This window comes from Bacillus sp. RB3, assembly GCF_030164735.1.
GTDB classification, from domain to species: Bacteria; Bacillota; Bacilli; order Bacillales; family Bacillaceae_G; genus Bacillus_A; species Bacillus_A cereus.
In genome coordinates this window covers 1-18,579 of sequence record NZ_JASNGE010000034.1, presented here as the reverse complement: position 1 = coordinate 18,579, position 18,579 = coordinate 1, and the positions used below count along the sequence as shown (strand labels likewise).

Sequence of the window (18,579 nt, the reverse complement as noted above, 5' to 3'; positions counted from 1 at the left end):
GAATACGACTTATACATACTTGAATAGTTAAAATGGTTAGCCGAATAAACGTTATAAAGGTGTTATTTCGGTGTTTGATATTATGTGAACGCTAGGCGTTATCAATGCGTTAACCCCCTTTATATCAACGATTTCAATGTTTTTTATAAACAAATAGCTGATAAAAGGAATGAGATTGGAAGATTAGATGTTTTTTGGTGTAGTAATGCATTGAAAGACGGTTTTAAACTGAAATCTTTATTATATAAGTTTGTTTTTAGCTATTTTGATGATAACTATAACTAAAAGACTAAAAAAGTAGTATGCAAATTAACCCTCTACATATCAAGTTACAATATGTATTTTTGTTGTATATGTTCTATTTGTATCTGCAGCACTCTTTTAAAAGAATAGAGAATCTATGAAATTTGATTTGAATATAAAAATTGAACAGGATTAATTACAGATTCATATATTTGCTAAACAAACGTTATTATGGTGTTTATCTGGCGAACTTAGCAGATGAACACTAGGCGTTTTTAAAGCGTTAAACATTGTAATAGCAACATTTAAAGGTGGTTTTAAAGAGGAAATGGTTTACGTAATGATAAAACCTATAAATTTATTTTTCGAGCTCAATAATAAAAAAAGTAGTCTGTATAGGCTGTAAAGAATTTCAATTGAAGTATTTCTATATAAAAAATCACATAGATATCAAAGTAGTCTCTACATACATACTTAGATCATAGTGGCGATATAAAGCTATGTTGAAAAGGTGTTTTTTTAGGAGATCCATTGGTAACATACTAAAAAAAATAAAACTTCTTTCTGAAGCAACTAATATAATATGATTTAGGATTGGGTATATATCTAGGCTGTTGATTGGTTTGCATACTTTTACTGTTTATAGTAGGAATGTTGTAATTGATTCTCCGTGAACGCATAGCGTTCACGGAGAATCGCAGGAATGCTGGCTTAAAGTTTAAAAGTAAGATGTTTAAATAGATAATGAATAACCTTTATTGCTCTTGTTTTATTTTTGAAATTTACTCTAAATTTTTATGGTAAGACATCAAATTTTTTAACCAGAATTATCTATTTAAGTTTCTTAAGTTACATTAAATACAATAGTTTTATTATATGAACGTTTTAGAAGTGTTATTTAGGCGTTGTTATTTTGTAATAGGGCCTACTTGAATCAATTTTTAGTTGCATATTTACATATTAATTAATTCGATGTTTTTGATGGATAGACCAGAAGCTTTGGTAAAGAGATAATATGAGTGTAATTTAAAAGAATCTTCTTTTTTATATAAGGAGATTCAAGATAGAAATCTTAGTCCGGAGAGAAGTACGATGGATATAAGCATATGTTTTTTGAAATGAATGACTCTAGTCCAAACAAAATAAAATTCTACAAAAGAACGGAAATATGGTTATAATAGGTGATTAAACAAAAATATCTATAATCTATAGTGGAACGCTGTTTGCAAAGCCTATGAATTAGTACGACTGTTAGATGATACATAAAAGAATTAATGAAAATTGGTACTTCTGTTGAGAATGATGTGGGATTAGGAATTAAAGAAGTTTTTTTGTTTATAAAAAAGCTAAATTTGTTCTAACAGTAGAAACTAGCTAATAAAAACAAAACGTATTCTTTTCAGAAGAACGAATGATACTTTGAACTGGCATATGTAGTCTAAAGAAGGCAATAATTTTTTGATGTATCTTAGATATAATTTCAATAACGTTGGAGTCGAAGGCAAAATGTAATGAGGAGAAAGTTATAGTTGTATCTAATCGCATGCTTTAGGCGATTATTTTAGAGGTTTCACGAATGAATTTTTCATTCTTATGGCTATATTCCATAATAGATATATTAATCAAGGATTAACTAAAAAAATAAATCAATTGATTTCTAGCTTTACAATATAATTATAAAAAAATAGAAAAATTTTATAATGGGATTTATGAGTGTAACGAAAGTTACTATCACACATTGAGGGTTTCATGACCGTTTGTATAACGGTCATGAAACCCTCAGGAAATATTTTTAAAACTACTAACAATTTTTTGTATAGAATGTATTTAATATGAGAATACTATTTATGTGAAACTGTGACCTCTTAACAATATTGCGATCTATTTAATATATGAGATTACTGTTTTATCCTGTTTTTCATAATTTCGTCAAGCATGGGACGATAGTTTACAATTGCAATGAGTTTTCTGCAACCGACATCCTATCTTAAGAATTCATAAAAAGCAATATCTACAATTATATGATAACAAGCCAAGTATTTTGGCTTACGTCAATTGGCATACACCTACCACGTTCACATTTTTGAGGAAATAGTTCTTTGTCAGAGATTGATAAAATTTATGCAATAATTTTGAGAATGCTACTTTTAAGCAACTATGCTTTTAAATGATGTTACCAAATCGAAGACGTTATAAATTTAAATTATTAATCCTAACTATAATCTAGAAAGGTTAAGTCAATATTTTAAGGTATCGGGATTCTTTGAGAATCTAAACGTTATCAAAGTGTTATTTTAGTGTTTATTTCCACGTGAACGCTATCCGTTATTTTACCGACTAATCCTTTAACTACAACGTTAGGAGTTATTTAAAGAGCGTTACACCTAACAGATGTATGAATAAATAAAATAAGTATTCATATGATGTTTTGTTCCATTCATAAATTAGTATTCTGTATATTATTTAATTAATATAATATAATATATTATATTTTTTTATAACTAGTACTAACTGTTATAAAAAATTTTCAACTAAATGAAGTAAAAATAGATCGTATTAAATTCTTTAAACAGGGATCAACTTGCAAGAAGCAAAGCATAATCTTCCAAGGGCGTATTTCAAGAAATCCCCTAATTTTAGCTGTGTTATAGATGTTCATGAGAGTTTCATTCTTATAACACACATTATGATAAAGGTATTAACACAAGTTTAAATCATAAGAACGAAGTATTTTATTTATAAAGTATATGAATTATGAGAATAGCCACCTAACAAATAAGAAATGGAGTGTCTTTTTATTTAGTAATCTTGCGTCTCCAAACATCTTTACAGGCTGTTTGAGGCGCAAGATGTTTAATACTGTAGGAATAAAAAAATGAACGCTTACAAAACGTTAATTTAACGATTTGTAAAACGTGAACGCTATGCGTTCACAAGGAATTCGGTACATTAATATTATACGTTTAGATATATTTATATCTAAACGTATAATGTGGCTTTAGGATAGATATGTCTTATTTAACAGTGTTGATAACGCGTATAAATTAGTAATAATGAACGCTACGATGGTATGGTGCTTTTTTATTATTACAAATCTTAAGATTTATCCTAAGTTAATGTTAAGCTTAATATAACAAATACAATCTGAAAAATTTATTAAAGTAGGCTGGAGATATATGAAGTATCTTTGGAATCCATAAGGCAGGACAAAGAGATAAGTAGTTGTGATTATGCTAAAATCTTTTTTAACTTAAGCGTTATTGAGTGTTTTTTATGTGAACACTACCCGTTTTTTTGGCGTTTACCTCTTTAACATCAATATCCTGAGTTGTTTAAAGGATACAATTTATGCTAAAGCAATATATAAAATCTGATAGGGTGTATCAATTAATAGTCCATAATAAAGCTGTATGTTTCTATGTTGTACTAATTAATGAACGTTATAATAACGACCCTGACTATGCTATATATGTCATAAAGTATTTTAAGCAAGTGGTATGAAATAAAGTAGTTGCTAAATTAAAAATAGTTGATGTTAGTAGACTATGTTCGAAGTATGATTACGGAAACATAGACATTAATTGGCGTGTTCTTCCTGTGGTACATATCTTATTTTATTAGCAAAGTTTTAAATTATAAGAGCGATAAGAATCGTCTAAAAGGCCTAGGAGCTATGTGATAGCGGCCTAACAAATTAAAGAATGGAAAATTTTCTGTGTTTAGTGTTTTGAACTTGAAACGATCTGTAAGAATATTAGATGGCAAGTACTTTAATACAATAAAAAAAACGATATGAGCGCTTACAAAACGTTAATTTAACGTTTTGTAAATAATGAACGCATAGCATTCATTAGAGATTCAGTGCATAAATATAGTAGTTTTCCTTTAAGGACGACATAATGTAACTTTAGTAGTAAAGATATGGCCTTTAATAATAGCGTTTATAACGCATAGGATTTAATAATAATGAATGCTGTGATTGATAACATTTACATGAAAAAATTTAGTCTGGCAAAATGAATTAAAGAAGACTAGAAAAAGCATGGAGTTTCCTATACAGGTTTATTATGTGGTTAAGAAATTAGAGGATTTGTCAATCTTCCCTGAAAATTGACAAAGTAAACACTTAACTAATTTTAGGAAATAGGATTAACATGTTTTTATTAGCGATATAAAGAGTTTTTGGAATCCATAAGAAAGGTCCAATAAGATATGTTAAGAAAAATATATTGTACAACTGAGTACTTAGTATCCTTGAGGTAATGGATACCTAAGTACAGAAGCCAAACGGTTTCTAATTCAGTAGGCTATCCCGATAGTTCTTACGTTTAGCTTCATTTCTAAGATTGAGCGCTGTGTTACGATCTCTATCATGACGTGTGCCACAATAAGGATAATCCTACTCACGAATGTTTAGATTTTTAGCATCTATGTTTTTATAGTTGCAATTGGAACATAATTGACTAGAAGCAAATGTTTTAGATATTACAACTAATTGTTCACTACACCACTTTACTTTATATTTCAACATTGTTTGAAATTGTGACCAAGACATGTCACTAATCGCTTTTATAAGCTTTCTATTTTTGAGCATACCACTGAATTATAAGTATTCTTTACCAATGACATGATGTTTTTTGATGATTTTAGTAGAAAGTTTATATAATTAATCAACCCTTATAATAGCATCATGTATCACAGGCTATTTATTCTAGTTAGGATTAGTAACACAAGTTGTAAAAAACTACACTCTTCGAAATTAAACAAGAAATAACATATCATAGAAATTTTTTTACAAAACTACATATTCGTGTTGTAAGGATGAGCAAAAAAAAAACGGTAGCTACCGCTTTTTTTTTGCTCAATTAGATATATTTGATAAAAAACGTATATCTGATTTAATTTAAATTAAATAAACGTTGAATGAACGTTTTTTTTGTGTTATCTTGCTGTTCTTGGCGATCTTCATTTAATAGTTCAATTGCTTTATCTAGTTTTTCTTGTAATAACTGAATCTGTAGATCTTTGTCTTCTTTTTCTGAACGTTCCTGTAATAACAATTTAATGATATCTTGGTTTTGTTGTACAATTTTATCTTGTTGCTCAAGCATGTGAGAAAATTTTTCTTGAATCATCAAAATATCAGTTTCTGAACGTTTTCTGAGCGTTACTTGAACTTCATTTTCCTCATGAACGCTATCCGTTTTCTGAGCGTTCTCTTCAGTATTTTCCATGCTTCTTGTTGCAGCTTCTTCTAGTTTCCAGTTTTGATTTAAGTATTCTTTCATTTGCTTTAAGATATCTATATCATTCTCATAGTAAATTCGTTGATTACGCTCATTTCTTTCAAATATATATTCCATTTTTTCTAGTTCAATTGACCATCTGCGAAGTGTATTGGTGTTTATATCTAATTGTTTTGCTACTTCTTGTGCAAAATATCCATATTCCAAACTTCACACCTCCATTATTTGTATGTTAGATATTGATTCGTTCTTGAAAAGATCTTTCCTTTAAGAGTAGAAATTTTTATAGGCAGCCATCTAATCATTTGTACTCATATCAGTTTGTTTGTATACATACTTATATATTAAGTCAGTCTATACATCTAGTGTTAATGTTTTTTCAATAATGAACGCTATTCGTTCTAATAGCGTTCATTGTTGGAAGTGAACAAGTATTTATACAACATTAATGTACATAGGAAACTATTTTAAAACTAACTATTAATATTAGAAGTTTGTTGCTGATATAAGAATTTTACTAGATATTTGCAATAGAATCAAAGCTTTCATTAATAGAATTAGCAATTAAGTACGTTTTTTATAGTACATATGCCTAAAAAGCAAATAAAAAGCTTTTTTTATGTGAACGCTATGCGTTAAAGTAGCGTTTTATTATTGTATAGAATCTTGCATAGGTAGTATTTGGATTTTTAAAAGGTGCTGATATTATTTGTTAGGTTGTGAATCTCAAATGAGTTTGTTTTTATATGTGAGAAATAATGAGGGTTATTCGGAGATTAAATGTGTTGTTTAAATATTAAATAGACATAGCTTTAAAAACTCAGTTTTAGGTTTTATGTGTATTAGTATGGGCCAGATTTTTGAATAATATACATCTATAATTTGATATGAAATGTACATAGGAGGGAAGGGGAAATTGATTTAGGTATTTATTAGTGTGACGATCATACTTTAAACTAAAATATATTAAAAGAAAAAATAAATGGAAGAAAGAATTTAATATTATTTTGTTAGATTTAAAGGAATACAATACAATGCAACTATACAATTTTGCATATTAACTGTTCCTTAAGGATAGACAATGAAAGTTTATATATTATGGGTACAATAATATACAAATCCTGCTTCAAAAAAGTAAAAAATGTAATACTATGAATTTCCATCCCTTTAATCTTAGCCTATCAAATAATTGTTAACATGAAAGATTTCCAATAAATGCTTAAAGCAATAGATAATAATATATTGAAGCAAAATATAGACTATGTAGTAGCAGTGGTTCAAGGAATAAAAAAATAAAATTTAATTGTATCTATTCAACTAATAGAAGTACAGTTTATCTAATTAAGTAAAAAATTAGGGAATCTTCTAGTAGTTATCCTAAGTCTCCCTAAAAATCAACAAAAAGAGACAACATACTAGATTTAATAAATCATGTTTAAGAAATTAAAAATTAATAAAAACTTAAAATTGAATTCAGTCATATTTTGTTATATTTACTGTATATTTAGAATACCTCAGTTTTAAGTGTATAACCAATATTAAATGCTATTCTGTCCTAACATTTAATGATGTAAGGTTTTTTATTCAAAGGTTTGTTAGATATCAAATAGTATTCCGGCCTAACAATAAGAAAAAGTGTATAAAGCCTATTAAATCAATAGTTAATAGCAGAATTAGATACCTGTTTAATGCTGTAACTTTGACGTACAAGACTAGGTATCCCTGAAGAGAAAAAACTCTTGTTTATTTTTTAAAGTTTTACAACAAATTTATAGATGAAATAGTATATATAATAATATCTAATTACTTTTAGTTTAATTAAAAGTATGTGGTGTATACAATGACGATAAAATTGTATAAATATAAGAATGATATTGAAAATCCTTACTATATTTTACTTGTTCTTTTATAAACGGCTATTTTACAAGCTCCTTTATAAAATGGATTATTAGTTATAAAATTGTTAAGAGGGGGAACAGAGAATGGATCGAAAAATCAATAAAGTGATGAACAATCTTCTATTTTTAATAAAGCAAGGTCAAGAGAATTAAAGAGTTTATGTTTTGTGATGCTGGGAAACAAGCATAAGTATGTAAAATAAAAGGTATTGATTGGCAAAAGAAAGCAAAGTGCAAAGTCATGAGTGATCATCAGGAAAAGAAATGGGCAGGTTTCTTTCATCTATGTTTTAACATATAAAAAGTTGTAGAGAAAAGGGGTGTGTAGAATGGAAGAAGGTTGTATTTTGTTTTCAGCAAGGGTTTAAAGAATTTCTTATTATGATGGTCTGTTTTTAGTTCATTATGTTTCTTATGTATGGCGAAATCCTGTTACAATAGTTAAGAATAACTTGGTACAAATTGATAATGAAATGGAGAAAGAAACTAGATGAAAGCAACCGGAATGACTAGAAAAGTAGATGAATTAGGACGTGTAGTACTTCCAAAGGAACTTAGAAATACACTTGGAATTAAAGAAAAATCACCATTAGAGATTTTTGTAGAAGGGGAAGATATTATTTTACAGAAGTATCAGCCTGGTGGTGTATGTGCATTAACAGGAGAAGTGTCAAATCATAACATGGCATTAGCAAATGGTAAGATAACATTAAGTCCAGAAGGTGCAGAACTATTAATAAAAGAAATAGAACAGTATCTTGTAAAATAAGTGCTCCTTTCAAGGGGCTTTTTTAGTAAAGATATTTAAAATTTCACGTACCGTAATATTTAATAAAAAACAAGATACATAATCAATAGTCTACATTGAATCTTATGTTGAACTCATCTGCTAAATGGAGTCCCTTCTCTTTTGTCCAGAATCCTGTAGGCGTTTTTTTAAAAAATTCCCACTCTTTAAAACGATTTGGATATAATTCATTCAACATATGATAAGGACGACTACCCAAAAATTATAGCGCATTTAACATAGCAAATGGACTTGATTTCCAAAACTTTATACAAGGAGTTTGGAGTCGATGTTTTAACAACCATTTTTGTGAATATACATCTATTAACTCTTCACGAGACAAGTAAACGGACCTTTATTTAATACTTAAATTATCATTCCGATTTTTACCACAAATTCTTTTTAATTGTATAGCAGGTGAGAATTTTCTGTACTTATTTCGTTTTAGCTTCCATACTTTATGTATGTAGTGCATTCTTATCAATTTTCCCCATTACTTTAACTCGTAGGGGCATTAACTTTAGAACTCTGCTAATGGATAAGCAAGTTAATAATTATACTTGAAAATGGAGTGATACGATGAATAAGACGTATGATGTCATCATTACCGGTGCTAGATGTGCCGGCTCTACCTTGGCAATTTATCTTGCTAAGGCAGGTTTCCATGTGTTGTTAGTGGACCGAGCGAATTTTCCAAGGGACACATTATCAACCCATACCTTTTTCAATAATACTGTCGCTCTTCTTCGAGAAACCGGTGTCCTGGACAAGTTATTGGAAACAAAAGTACCGCCGGTACGGGATATTAAATTTCAATTTGAGGATACCGTGATAGAAGGTCTCATCCCTGAGGTTTACGGAGAGGAAAGTTGTTATTGTATTAGAAGAACTTATCTCGATCATATTCTACTTGAACAAGCCAAATCCCAAATGAATGTAACTGTTTTAGAAGGATTTCGTGTGACGGATGTCATCCGTGATGACGAAACAGTGATAGGCGTGAAAGGTTTAGACGGCGACAACGAGAAACAAGAATTTTTAGCTCGCCTGGTAGTCGGGGCAGACGGCCGATCCTCTATTATTCGCAAGCTGGTAAAAAGTGAACTCAAAATAAGTATTCCGGCAACAGTCGGCATCTATTTCGGGTATTTCTCTGGATTTCGCCACGATAATGTCCCTAAATTTGAAGTATACAAGATAAAAGATAACACAGCCATTCTCTTTCCAACGAATGATGATTTATATGTAATTGTCGGCATTTTCCCATTAGAAAATAAGGAATTGATAGAACGGTTGAAATTAAATCCGGAAAGCTGTCTACGCAATTTCTTTACAGATAACTTTCCGAATACAACAATTGGGGCGCGCTTGAAAAATGCAGAACTAGTAGAACCGGTCAAAGGCATTCTCGGATATGATAATTACTGGTATAAAGGAATGGGAAAAGGATGGGCGTTGGTTGGAGATGCAGTTTGTTTTAAAGATCCTGGTATGGCGCAGGGTATCCATGATGCTATATGTGGAGCACGTATATTATCCAATATTCTATCAAAATATAAGGGACAATCCGATCAATCAAATCAAATGTCTGAAGAATATCAAAAGGCAATAGAAGATGAGTTTATGGTTCGGTTTCACATGGGATGCCAAATTTCGAAGAATGAACGCATATCTGAACAACAGGATGCTGTCAACAAGCTAATCAGTTCCCATCCAGAGGCTATAGAGAAGTTTTTAGGGATTTACAATTATGCAAACGAGCCCGCTGCTTTAGAAAAAGAACTCGCACGAATTATGCAATCGATCTAGCAATGATTTTAGAGATTAAGTGATTTAAGGGGTAGCACGCACATTTTAACTTTTTTATACGCTAAGGGATTCTCAAAACTCAATAACACGATTTGAATTGAGTTTTTGATTTAAGGATGAGTTTTGAGACACTACTTAGGCTCTTTTCAGCACCTTTTACATTGGAACGCACTTGTCTCAAATACATACGTTTTTGAGATCAGATGATTCTCTTAGAGTAGTAAAATCAACGTTTTTTCATGTTGAATTTTGCTTAGCGTATATTTTCGTTAAAATGTTGGTGATACGCCTATCAAAAATTACAAATAAAAAAAGATAAGATCGGCGAACACGATCTTATCTTTAGCACAAGGAGTAACCAAAAGGATAACCATCATATTTTTATTATAATTTATTTTTTGTTAATTTTGAATATTAGAACCATAATTAACAAGTATATCAATATTGAGAAATTTATTACAAAATTAGCTATAAATGATTCAAAACACCAAAGTAAACTTTTAGCCATTAGTTTACTTTCAAATTTGTTAAAAGAAAAAAAGACAACTTTACATTAGTCGCCCTTTTTCTAAAAAATCATGTTAAACCAATTGAATGATTAAGCATTTATTTTATTTAAGATTGAAACCTTATTCGTAGTAAATAATACATAATCTTGCTTTTTAGTTTTAATTACGATGCGATCAGTTGTGTTATAAGCTGTCCCAATTCGAATTGCATCTAATTTTTCAACACCAGCATAAGTATCATCTTCAGTAACTTCAATAATTTCATTTAATGGAATACTAACTTTTGCTAATTGCCATTTAATAATTAATTCCTCTGTTGTTTTTATAACATCAATACCCAACATATTACCAAGACCTTTCCATTCTATTTTCTAAATATAATTATAAATCAAATAATTGCGTTTGTAATTAAGTATCTTTATTGAATATTTATGTTTATTAATGATATGAATACAAAATTTTTTACCCATTTCCCAATGTAAACTTTTATCAAAAAGTTTACTTTCATTTCCCCTTAAACATTGACTTTCATCTAATTTCGTTGATATTATAAAAATAGACAAAAAAGTATACATTCAAATCATTGAAAACAAAGGGATTGAAAAACAGATGGATAAAAAGCAACATTTAATAGATGTACAACCAATTCGGAGCAAAGAACAGCTCGAAGATATGAAATGGTCTCTTAAACGTCATTGTTCAGATCGTGATTACATTTTATTTCTAATTGGTATTAATACGGGGTTACGTGTAAGTGATTTACTTAAAATGGAAACGAATGAAATTTTAAAACTGAAGCGAAAAAAACGGAAAGAATTTAAAGTGAAAGAAGGTAAGACAAAAAAGGAACGTATCATAAATATTACATCCATATTTGAGGAAGTATTGCCATACGCTGAGGATCTAAAAAGTACCTGGTTATTTCCTTCTCGAAAAGGTGATAAACCTATTAGTAAAATACAAGCCTATCGACAGTTACAAAAAGCCGGTGATTTTGCCGGTGTAGAATCTTTGGGTACCCATACAATGCGTAAAACATTTGGATATTGGTTTTACAAGCAAACAAAGGATATTGCTATGTTACAAGAAATATTGAATCATAGTACACCACAAATTACACTAAGATACATTGGTATTAATAAAGAAGAAAAAGATAATGTACTTGATACATTCCGAATCTAATTTTAATTAGATTCTTTTTTAGGGGGACGGCAACCATTCCTTCTTTTTGGAGCCACTCGCAAAAGTGGTCTTTTTTATATGTAGATTTGAAATAAAGTCATACCGTTTATAAAAACAGCTTGCCCCAATTAATAATCACAAGCTGTTTTTTTGTTCTAATTAATATAAAATTAAAGTTTTAAAGTATGTTAGATTAATGGGACAGAAGGGTGTTTTTTCGAATGGATAAGCTACAACAAGTACTAGAAAAATTTACTTTGAATGTGTTAACAGGGGAACTCTAAAGGTGTTTTCGTAAATAGAAAACACCTTTTATCTTCATAAATTTTGTTAATAAAAATAATTTATCGTTTATTTGGAATTATTAAAGAGTCCCACAACCAGAAAAAAAATCCGGCTGAGATTATATAAACATATAATAAAATTTGTGTAAAAAAAGTAATATTAAGTTCAAAATCAGAAACATTTATTGCAAAGAAAACAATCAAAGCAGCAAGTATATAAATAAATAAGGTTAAGATATTAAATCGCTTAGAAAAAATAGTATTGGAAAGCAATAATTGGACAGGGACAGCAAATATAGTAAAAGCACATGAGTAAGCTAAAGTATATATGGGTAACAAATTAAAGTTTGCTGCCGATAAAGAGTCACGGGATTCAACAATGATACTAATAACAGACATGGATACCCCGGACAGCAAGATCACTTTTAATCGTTGTAAAAACAACTAATTCTCCTCACTTCTTCATTAATTAATATTAGTTTTATAATCTACTTGAAATTACAAATAAACAACTAATATTTTTCACCATTTAGTTAAAGTCACTTGAACTTTGAATATATTATCTAAAAGTTTGAGATTTTCCTTTCGGAATACTTAATATTTCCCACTCTGAACCTTTTATTTGTTTACCAATATATAGGATTTGACCTAAATGATTGCTACAGTGCGCTATTTCAATTTGAATTGCTTCTAGGACGGTTAATGGGTTATTTCTAATTGTTATAATCTTTAGTAAGTCTTCTGTTTGTAATTCTTTAATTGTTTTAAATAAAAGAAACCATCCTATTTCCCAAATTTCAATCAATTCTTTTTTTTCAATGAACGTATCAATAAATTCACCATCACGATCTCTATATTCTTTTTCGCCATCTGTTGTTAAAAAATTAGGCCATCTTGAATGCATGTTTCCACTTAGATGTTTTATAATGATTGCGATACTATTGGATTCACTGTTAGGACGCCAATGTAAATCTTGCTCTGTTAACTGATCTATAGCTTTCTCAACACGTTTTTTTATGTGCTCAAATTGAAAGATTGCTGTAGATAGAAACTTTTCTTCTACTGAACTCATAAAATTTTCCCCTTTCAGTTATAGTAGTCAATTTTATTGATAAGTAATTAATTTTTTCGGATTGTATCAATTAATAATGGTAATTCTTTCAAATCGTCAATTATGTATTCATCTGTGAATGGAGTTCCCCAAAACGCATCTTTCTTCCATATTGCATTCATTCCCGCATTTCGAGCTCCTATTACATCATTTTCTGGATGATCCCCTATGTATACGCTTTCTTCAGGGGTAACGCCTAATCTTTCTAGAGCTCTCATAAAAATTTCAGCTTGAGGTTTTTTAATTCCCTCTTGTTCAGACACTAAAATAGTATCCATGTATTTCTCAATTCCTAAGGCTCGGATATTTAGAAGTTGAAATTCAGTCAATCCATTTGTAATCATACCTAATAACATGCCTTTATCTTTTAACTCTTTTAATACATGCTCCATGTTAGAAAAAGGAACACAGTGATGTTGAAAGTTGTTTATGTAATCCTCTAATAATTGCTCCCATGTTAAATCGGAAATAGAATGTTCGTGGAGTAATTGATGATATACTTTGTCCTTCCAAACGTATCCCCTATTATCTAACTCAATAAATCGAGATACATATTGTTCTTCAGGTATATGTTTTAGTTTATTGATATACCGCTTATATTGTTCTTTAATAAAGAATTTAAGTGAACTGTCTCTATCTAATAAAGTTCCATCTAAATCGAAGATAATTGCTTTAATCATGTATTCTCCCCCTTTTATCTTAATATAACATAAAAAGGTACTTTATCCTTTTTATAGATTTTTTGTCTTAAATTCATCAAGTTGGTATCTTTATGTTGTTAGACATAAATTTAACTATACCGAACTAGATTTCGGTATAGTTTTCAGTTGTAATACATTGTTTTTTCTTTACCGAACACGCTAACGTAAAGAGTATGTTTAATGAATTATATAGACTTATTTCAATGTTATTGACAGGAAGAGGGAAAACGAAATCGTACAATTCAAGAATATATAACATCTGTTGTAGCTTTGGAAAAATGGGTAGTTGAAAGAACTGGTGAAAATTTCAATCCAGATTTTCTTACATCCAGGGACCTACATGAATGGGTTTCTTTTATGCAAACAGTAGAAAAGTTGGCACCAGCTACAATCAATAAAAGGGTGGCGGCTATTAAGGTGTATTGGTCTTATTTAGTACAAGCTGGATATTCTACCCTAAATCCTACGATTAAAGTAAAAAGAAAACGAATCTCACCTTTAGCACAAGCACTTAGATGGCTTAGTCGTTTAGAGCAAGATAAATTTTTACATCAGATACATAAAGAAAAAAATGCATGGAAAAAAACGAGAAATCTTGCTACAAGCTGGACTCAGGATTTCAGAGGTAGTATCACTAGATATCGAAGATATAGATTTAAAACGCCGAACAATAACCGTAATTTCCGGAAAAGGTGGAAAGAATCGAATTGCCCTTATGAATTTAGAATTATGGGCATGAAATAGTTCCACAGTTACAAAAAATACTTTAAATTAAGTGGAATTTTGTAACTGTGGAACTATTTCATTACTTACATTGTCTATTAAATGTTACAACACTTTTTAGCTAATTTGTTAGGAAAGTAGTAATCGTTAGGAAGGGTGGTTTTAAAAGTAGGTATATGTATAACTGTTTTAGAAGTAAGTCAACTTACCAATGTAGCAATTTGAGTAAAAGCTGTAGAAAAAATAGAACAGGCTTCCAATATAAATCAAGAGAAGGGTGCTTCTATGCCACAAATACCTTCACAGGCATGGATACATTATATTGATAGAATAAACTCTTACTTTAATGTTTTTCACCGTATGTAATAGATAAATTTTGACAAATGTAAAAACTCCATTTAAAAAACGCATTAAAGGTACAAAAGGAGGATGTATGAAAAAGCAAAAAGAAAAGAAAACCCACTCATATATAAATATCCGATTAAATGTTTTATTTCTTTGTATATTTTTATTATTTTCAGCTATTATTGTCCAGCTAGGAAATTTACAAATTGTTGATGGAGAGACTTATAAAAGAGAAGTAGAAAAAAACAACAATGAAACAATAGGTCTTTCTGTACCTCGTGGGAAGATTTTTGATCGAGAAGGGAAACCAGTCGTTGATAATCGCTCCCTTCGCTCTATTACGTATACAAGGTTAAAGGGGATAAAACTTGAAGATATGTTAAAAACGGCGGGAAAATTAGCAAATGTACTTGAAATTCCGGACGAAGACATAAATAAGTTAACTGAGATAGATAAAAAAGATTTTTGGATGCAATTAAATAAGGAGCAAGCAAAAAAAAAGGTTACTAAACAAGATGAAGAAAATCTAAGAAAGAGAGGCATAGAAGGGAAAGAGTTAGACAAGAAAATTGAAGAGTTAAGACGAAATCGTATTACAGAAGAAGAATTAGCAAAATTAACGCAGCAAGATTTAAAAGTGTTAGCAATTAAAAGTAAGATGAGTTCTGGTTATCAAATGACTCCTCAAATTATTAAAAGCGACGTGACAGAAAAGGAGTATGCTCATATAAGCGAAAACCTAGCAGATTTTCCAGGTGTGGACGCAACAGTTGACTGGGAGCGTAATTATGCAAATGGTGATTTATTTCGTTCTGTATTAGGCAATATAACAAGCACAGAAGAAGGATTGCCTAAAGAACAATTAGATTCTTATTTAGTACGTGGATACAATCGTAATGATCGAGTTGGAAAAAGCTATATTGAACAAAGATATGAAGATGTATTACATGGTAAAAAAGAAGAAGTGAAAAATATTACTGATGGATCTGGAAATATTATTAAAACCGAAACAGTGTCGAAGGGGAAAAGTGGTAATGATTTAATTTTAACAATTGATATGGAATTGCAAAAAAAGGTGGAAGAAAGTATTGAGAAAAATTTAAGAGCTTTTAAAAATTCGGAACCATTAATGGATCGTGCTTTTGTGGTTATGATGGACCCTAAAACGGGACAAATTTTATCTATGGCTGGTAAAAAATTTGCTGAAAAAGATGGAGTAATAGAGCTGGAAGACTTTGCATTAGGTAACATGGTATCTTCTTATGAGTTAGGTTCAGCCGTAAAAGGTGCTACCTTATTAACTGGATACCAAACAGGAGCTATAAAGCCAGGAGATATATTTTATGATGCACCTATGAAATTTAAAGGTACGCAAGCTAAAAAGTCATGGAATGTATCTGGTTTTGGGAATGTTAATGATTTAAGAGCTTTACAAGTATCATCCAATGTATATATGTTCTATACAGCGTTACAAATAGCTGGGGTCAATTATGTGCAGAATGGTAAATTGGATATCAAACAATCTGCATTTGATACAATGCGTTATTATTTCAAACAATTTGGCTTAGGAGTTCCAACAGGAATTGATTTGCCAAATGAAATAATAGGACAAACGAGACAGTATGATACTCAGCCTGGATTTTTACTAGATTTCTCTATAGGGCAGTATGACACTTATACACCACTTCAATTGGCACAATATATTTCAACAATTGCAAATGGTGGATATCGAATGAAGCCTCAAATTATACAAGAAATTCGAGAACAAACAATAAAAGCCGAAGACATTGGCAAAGTAGTTCAATCTAATGAACCTGTTGTATTAAATCGAGTTGACATGGAGAAAGAATATATTGAGCGAGTAAAAGAAGGTTTTAGATGGGTATTCCAAGAAGGAGATGGAACTGGCGTTCGTTACTTTAAGAATGCTTCCTATAAACCAGCAGGCAAGACAGGAACAGCTCAAACAGTATATGGTGGGGATAATAAAATTGGAAGGGATGCAGCAGGTGAACGTATTAAGTGTTACAATATAACACTAGTTGGATATGCTCCATACGATAATCCAGAAGTAGCTTTTTCTGTTGTGGTCCCATGGGTTTATAACGATAATGTTGGTATTAACTCATTAATTGGAAAAGATATCTTAGACGCATATTTTGATTTGAAAGAACAACGTATAAATGGTGAAAGTAGCAATACCGATAGCTCTAATTCGAAACAGTAAAACTTTTGCATATTTCTACCTAGTAAAGATTTTGATTGTCCGGATATTAAGAGATCTTATTGAAATTAAAATCCTTACTGATAGAAGAATACAAGATAGTAGATTTAAAGTTTAAAATAGCAGCTATTGGGTTTTTGTGCCCATCCCCCGAAAAAGGGTAATAATACAAAATATACCAATTGTGTATTGGCCGGTTTGTTGTATAAGTAAATTTAGTTATGTACTATCAAAGAATGAATCCAAACATGTTTGGATTCATTCTTATTTTTTTATAGCAAATACTTACAATTTCATCTGTCACAAAAATGAACATTTATGTTGCAAATCTCACGTAAAAATAAATTTGGTAAAAAATGTATCACTATAACCTATTTTTACACGTATCTCGGCTGTACCCCTTAAGTTGATGGGCATGTGGTGCTTACCCCACATCCATCAACTTAAGGATTTAGACTATTTTTGAAGTTAAAAGCACGTTACTATTTTCTTATGTTAATGAGAAAGGGTGACGTGTTTTTTATGAATATGAATCAAAAACAAGAATTATCTTTATTCGCTGAAGAGTTATATCGATATATGTCTCCCGCTACACTTAATCAATTAGCCATAGAAGCAGGCGGAATGAAACGAAAACGTAAGTGCCACGGGCACCATTTCTTATCTTTGTGTGTATGGCTAAATCAACAAGTCGCTACTACCTCTCTTACTCAACTATGTAGTCAATTAGAAACTTCAACAGGAGTTTTATTAAGTCCGGAAGGACTTAATCGGCGATTTAACTCCTGTAGCCTTCTTTCGAACTGTATTTACTACACTTCTACAAGCTAAAATTGGAGGCGTATCTAAGATTTCTCATTCTCTTTCTTCCTACTTTGAGCGCATTCGCATCCTTGATTCTACAACCTTTCAGGTTCCAGATCGATTCGTATCTACCTATCCTGGTGCCGGAGGATGTAGTCATAAAGCTGGAATCCTTATGATAAGGATTCTTTTTTTGTATGAAAAATCCACAAATAAAAAAAGATAAGATCGGCGAACACGATCTTATCTTTAGCACAAGGAGTAAACAAAAGGATAACCATCATATTTTTATTATAGTTTATTTTTTGTTAATTTTGAATATTATAACCATAATTAACAAGTATATCTATATTGAGAAATTTATTAGAAAATTTGTTATAAATGATTCAAAACTCCAAAGTAAACTTTTACCCAAAAGTTTACTTTGGAGTTTTATGTCTACGGAAAAGGCATAATCCCTTTGTTAGACCTTAATCTAGCTATTAGCTTATACTTAAAAGCAGGGGGAATACCTTTGTTTTTAGTGAATCTATATTACATTTTTAATGGAAATAAACAAAAACTTTTTCTTATAAAAATTTTGTTTTATTAAGGAAATAAAATATACTAGACTATAAATCAATTTATAGAATGAGGTATAATACATTGAATAAACGACATATTTTTATAGGTGCTGCAATGAGCAGTATTTTATTATTATCTGCATGTGGTAA

10 protein-coding genes and 2 pseudogenes are annotated in these 18,579 nt (G+C 30.2%); 6 read left to right on the top strand and 6 right to left on the bottom strand.

Features of this window, described 5'->3' with window-relative positions; translation table 11 throughout:
• Positions 1-4,537: 4,537 nt before the first annotated feature.
• Positions 4,538-4,909: pseudogene (locus tag QO049_RS25905) on the bottom strand (zinc ribbon domain-containing protein); the annotation flags it as partial.
• Positions 4,910-5,141: 232 nt separating this feature from the next.
• The gene (locus QO049_RS25900; RefSeq protein ID WP_000455689.1) at positions 5,142-5,696 is read right to left on the bottom strand and encodes a MerR family transcriptional regulator; all 555 of its coding nucleotides are present in this window, start codon (positions 5,694-5,696) and stop codon (positions 5,142-5,144) included.
• Between the two features lie 2,181 nt (positions 5,697-7,877).
• Here QO049_RS25900 and QO049_RS25895 point away from each other — a divergent pair.
• The gene (locus tag QO049_RS25895) at positions 7,878-8,156 is read left to right on the top strand and encodes an AbrB/MazE/SpoVT family DNA-binding domain-containing protein (protein ID WP_246963641.1); all 279 of its coding nucleotides are present in this window, start codon (positions 7,878-7,880) and stop codon (positions 8,154-8,156) included.
• Positions 8,157-8,753: 597 nt separating this feature from the next.
• A complete protein-coding gene (locus QO049_RS25890; RefSeq protein WP_086389219.1) occupies positions 8,754-9,983 on the top strand; it encodes an NAD(P)/FAD-dependent oxidoreductase in 1,230 nt (409 codons plus the stop codon).
• Positions 9,984-10,581: 598 nt separating this feature from the next.
• On the opposite strand, the gene QO049_RS25885 is transcribed toward QO049_RS25890, so the two are convergent.
• Entirely contained in the window at positions 10,582-10,836 is a 255-nt protein-coding gene (locus QO049_RS25885; protein ID WP_087966600.1) for a SunI/YnzG family protein, read from the bottom strand.
• Between the two features lie 265 nt (positions 10,837-11,101).
• On the opposite strand from QO049_RS25885, the gene QO049_RS25880 reads away from it, so the two are divergent.
• Positions 11,102-11,674, top strand: a complete 573-nt coding sequence (locus tag QO049_RS25880) for a tyrosine-type recombinase/integrase (RefSeq protein WP_098601102.1) — start codon at positions 11,102-11,104, stop codon at positions 11,672-11,674.
• Between the two features lie 344 nt (positions 11,675-12,018).
• On the opposite strand, the gene QO049_RS25875 is transcribed toward QO049_RS25880, so the two are convergent.
• From QO049_RS25875 to QO049_RS25865, 3 genes are all read right to left on the bottom strand, one after another.
• Positions 12,019-12,402 carry a UPF0715 family protein gene (locus QO049_RS25875; RefSeq protein WP_214632085.1) on the bottom strand — a complete coding sequence of 128 codons (384 nt, stop codon included), beginning with the start codon at positions 12,400-12,402 and terminating at the stop codon, positions 12,019-12,021.
• Between the two features lie 115 nt (positions 12,403-12,517).
• Positions 12,518-13,030, bottom strand: coding sequence for a DUF1572 family protein (locus QO049_RS25870; protein WP_284489623.1), 513 nt, complete (start codon positions 13,028-13,030; stop codon positions 12,518-12,520).
• Positions 13,031-13,077: 47 nt separating this feature from the next.
• Complete coding sequence (locus tag QO049_RS25865) at positions 13,078-13,749, bottom strand: HAD family hydrolase (RefSeq protein WP_284489622.1); 672 nt, start codon at positions 13,747-13,749, stop codon at positions 13,078-13,080.
• Between the two features lie 291 nt (positions 13,750-14,040).
• Here QO049_RS25865 and QO049_RS31020 point away from each other — a divergent pair, with 291 nt between their 5' ends.
• From QO049_RS31020 to QO049_RS25845, 3 genes and pseudogenes are all read left to right on the top strand, one after another.
• Positions 14,041-14,514, top strand: coding sequence for a hypothetical protein (locus QO049_RS31020; protein WP_481748638.1), 474 nt, complete (start codon positions 14,041-14,043; stop codon positions 14,512-14,514).
• Positions 14,515-14,926: 412 nt separating this feature from the next.
• The gene (locus tag QO049_RS25850; protein WP_284489621.1) at positions 14,927-17,065 is read left to right on the top strand and encodes a peptidoglycan D,D-transpeptidase FtsI family protein; all 2,139 of its coding nucleotides are present in this window, start codon (positions 14,927-14,929) and stop codon (positions 17,063-17,065) included.
• Between the two features lie 519 nt (positions 17,066-17,584).
• Positions 17,585-18,038, top strand: a pseudogene (locus QO049_RS25845) (transposase); the annotation flags it as partial.
• Between the last annotated feature and the right edge of the window lie 541 nt (positions 18,039-18,579).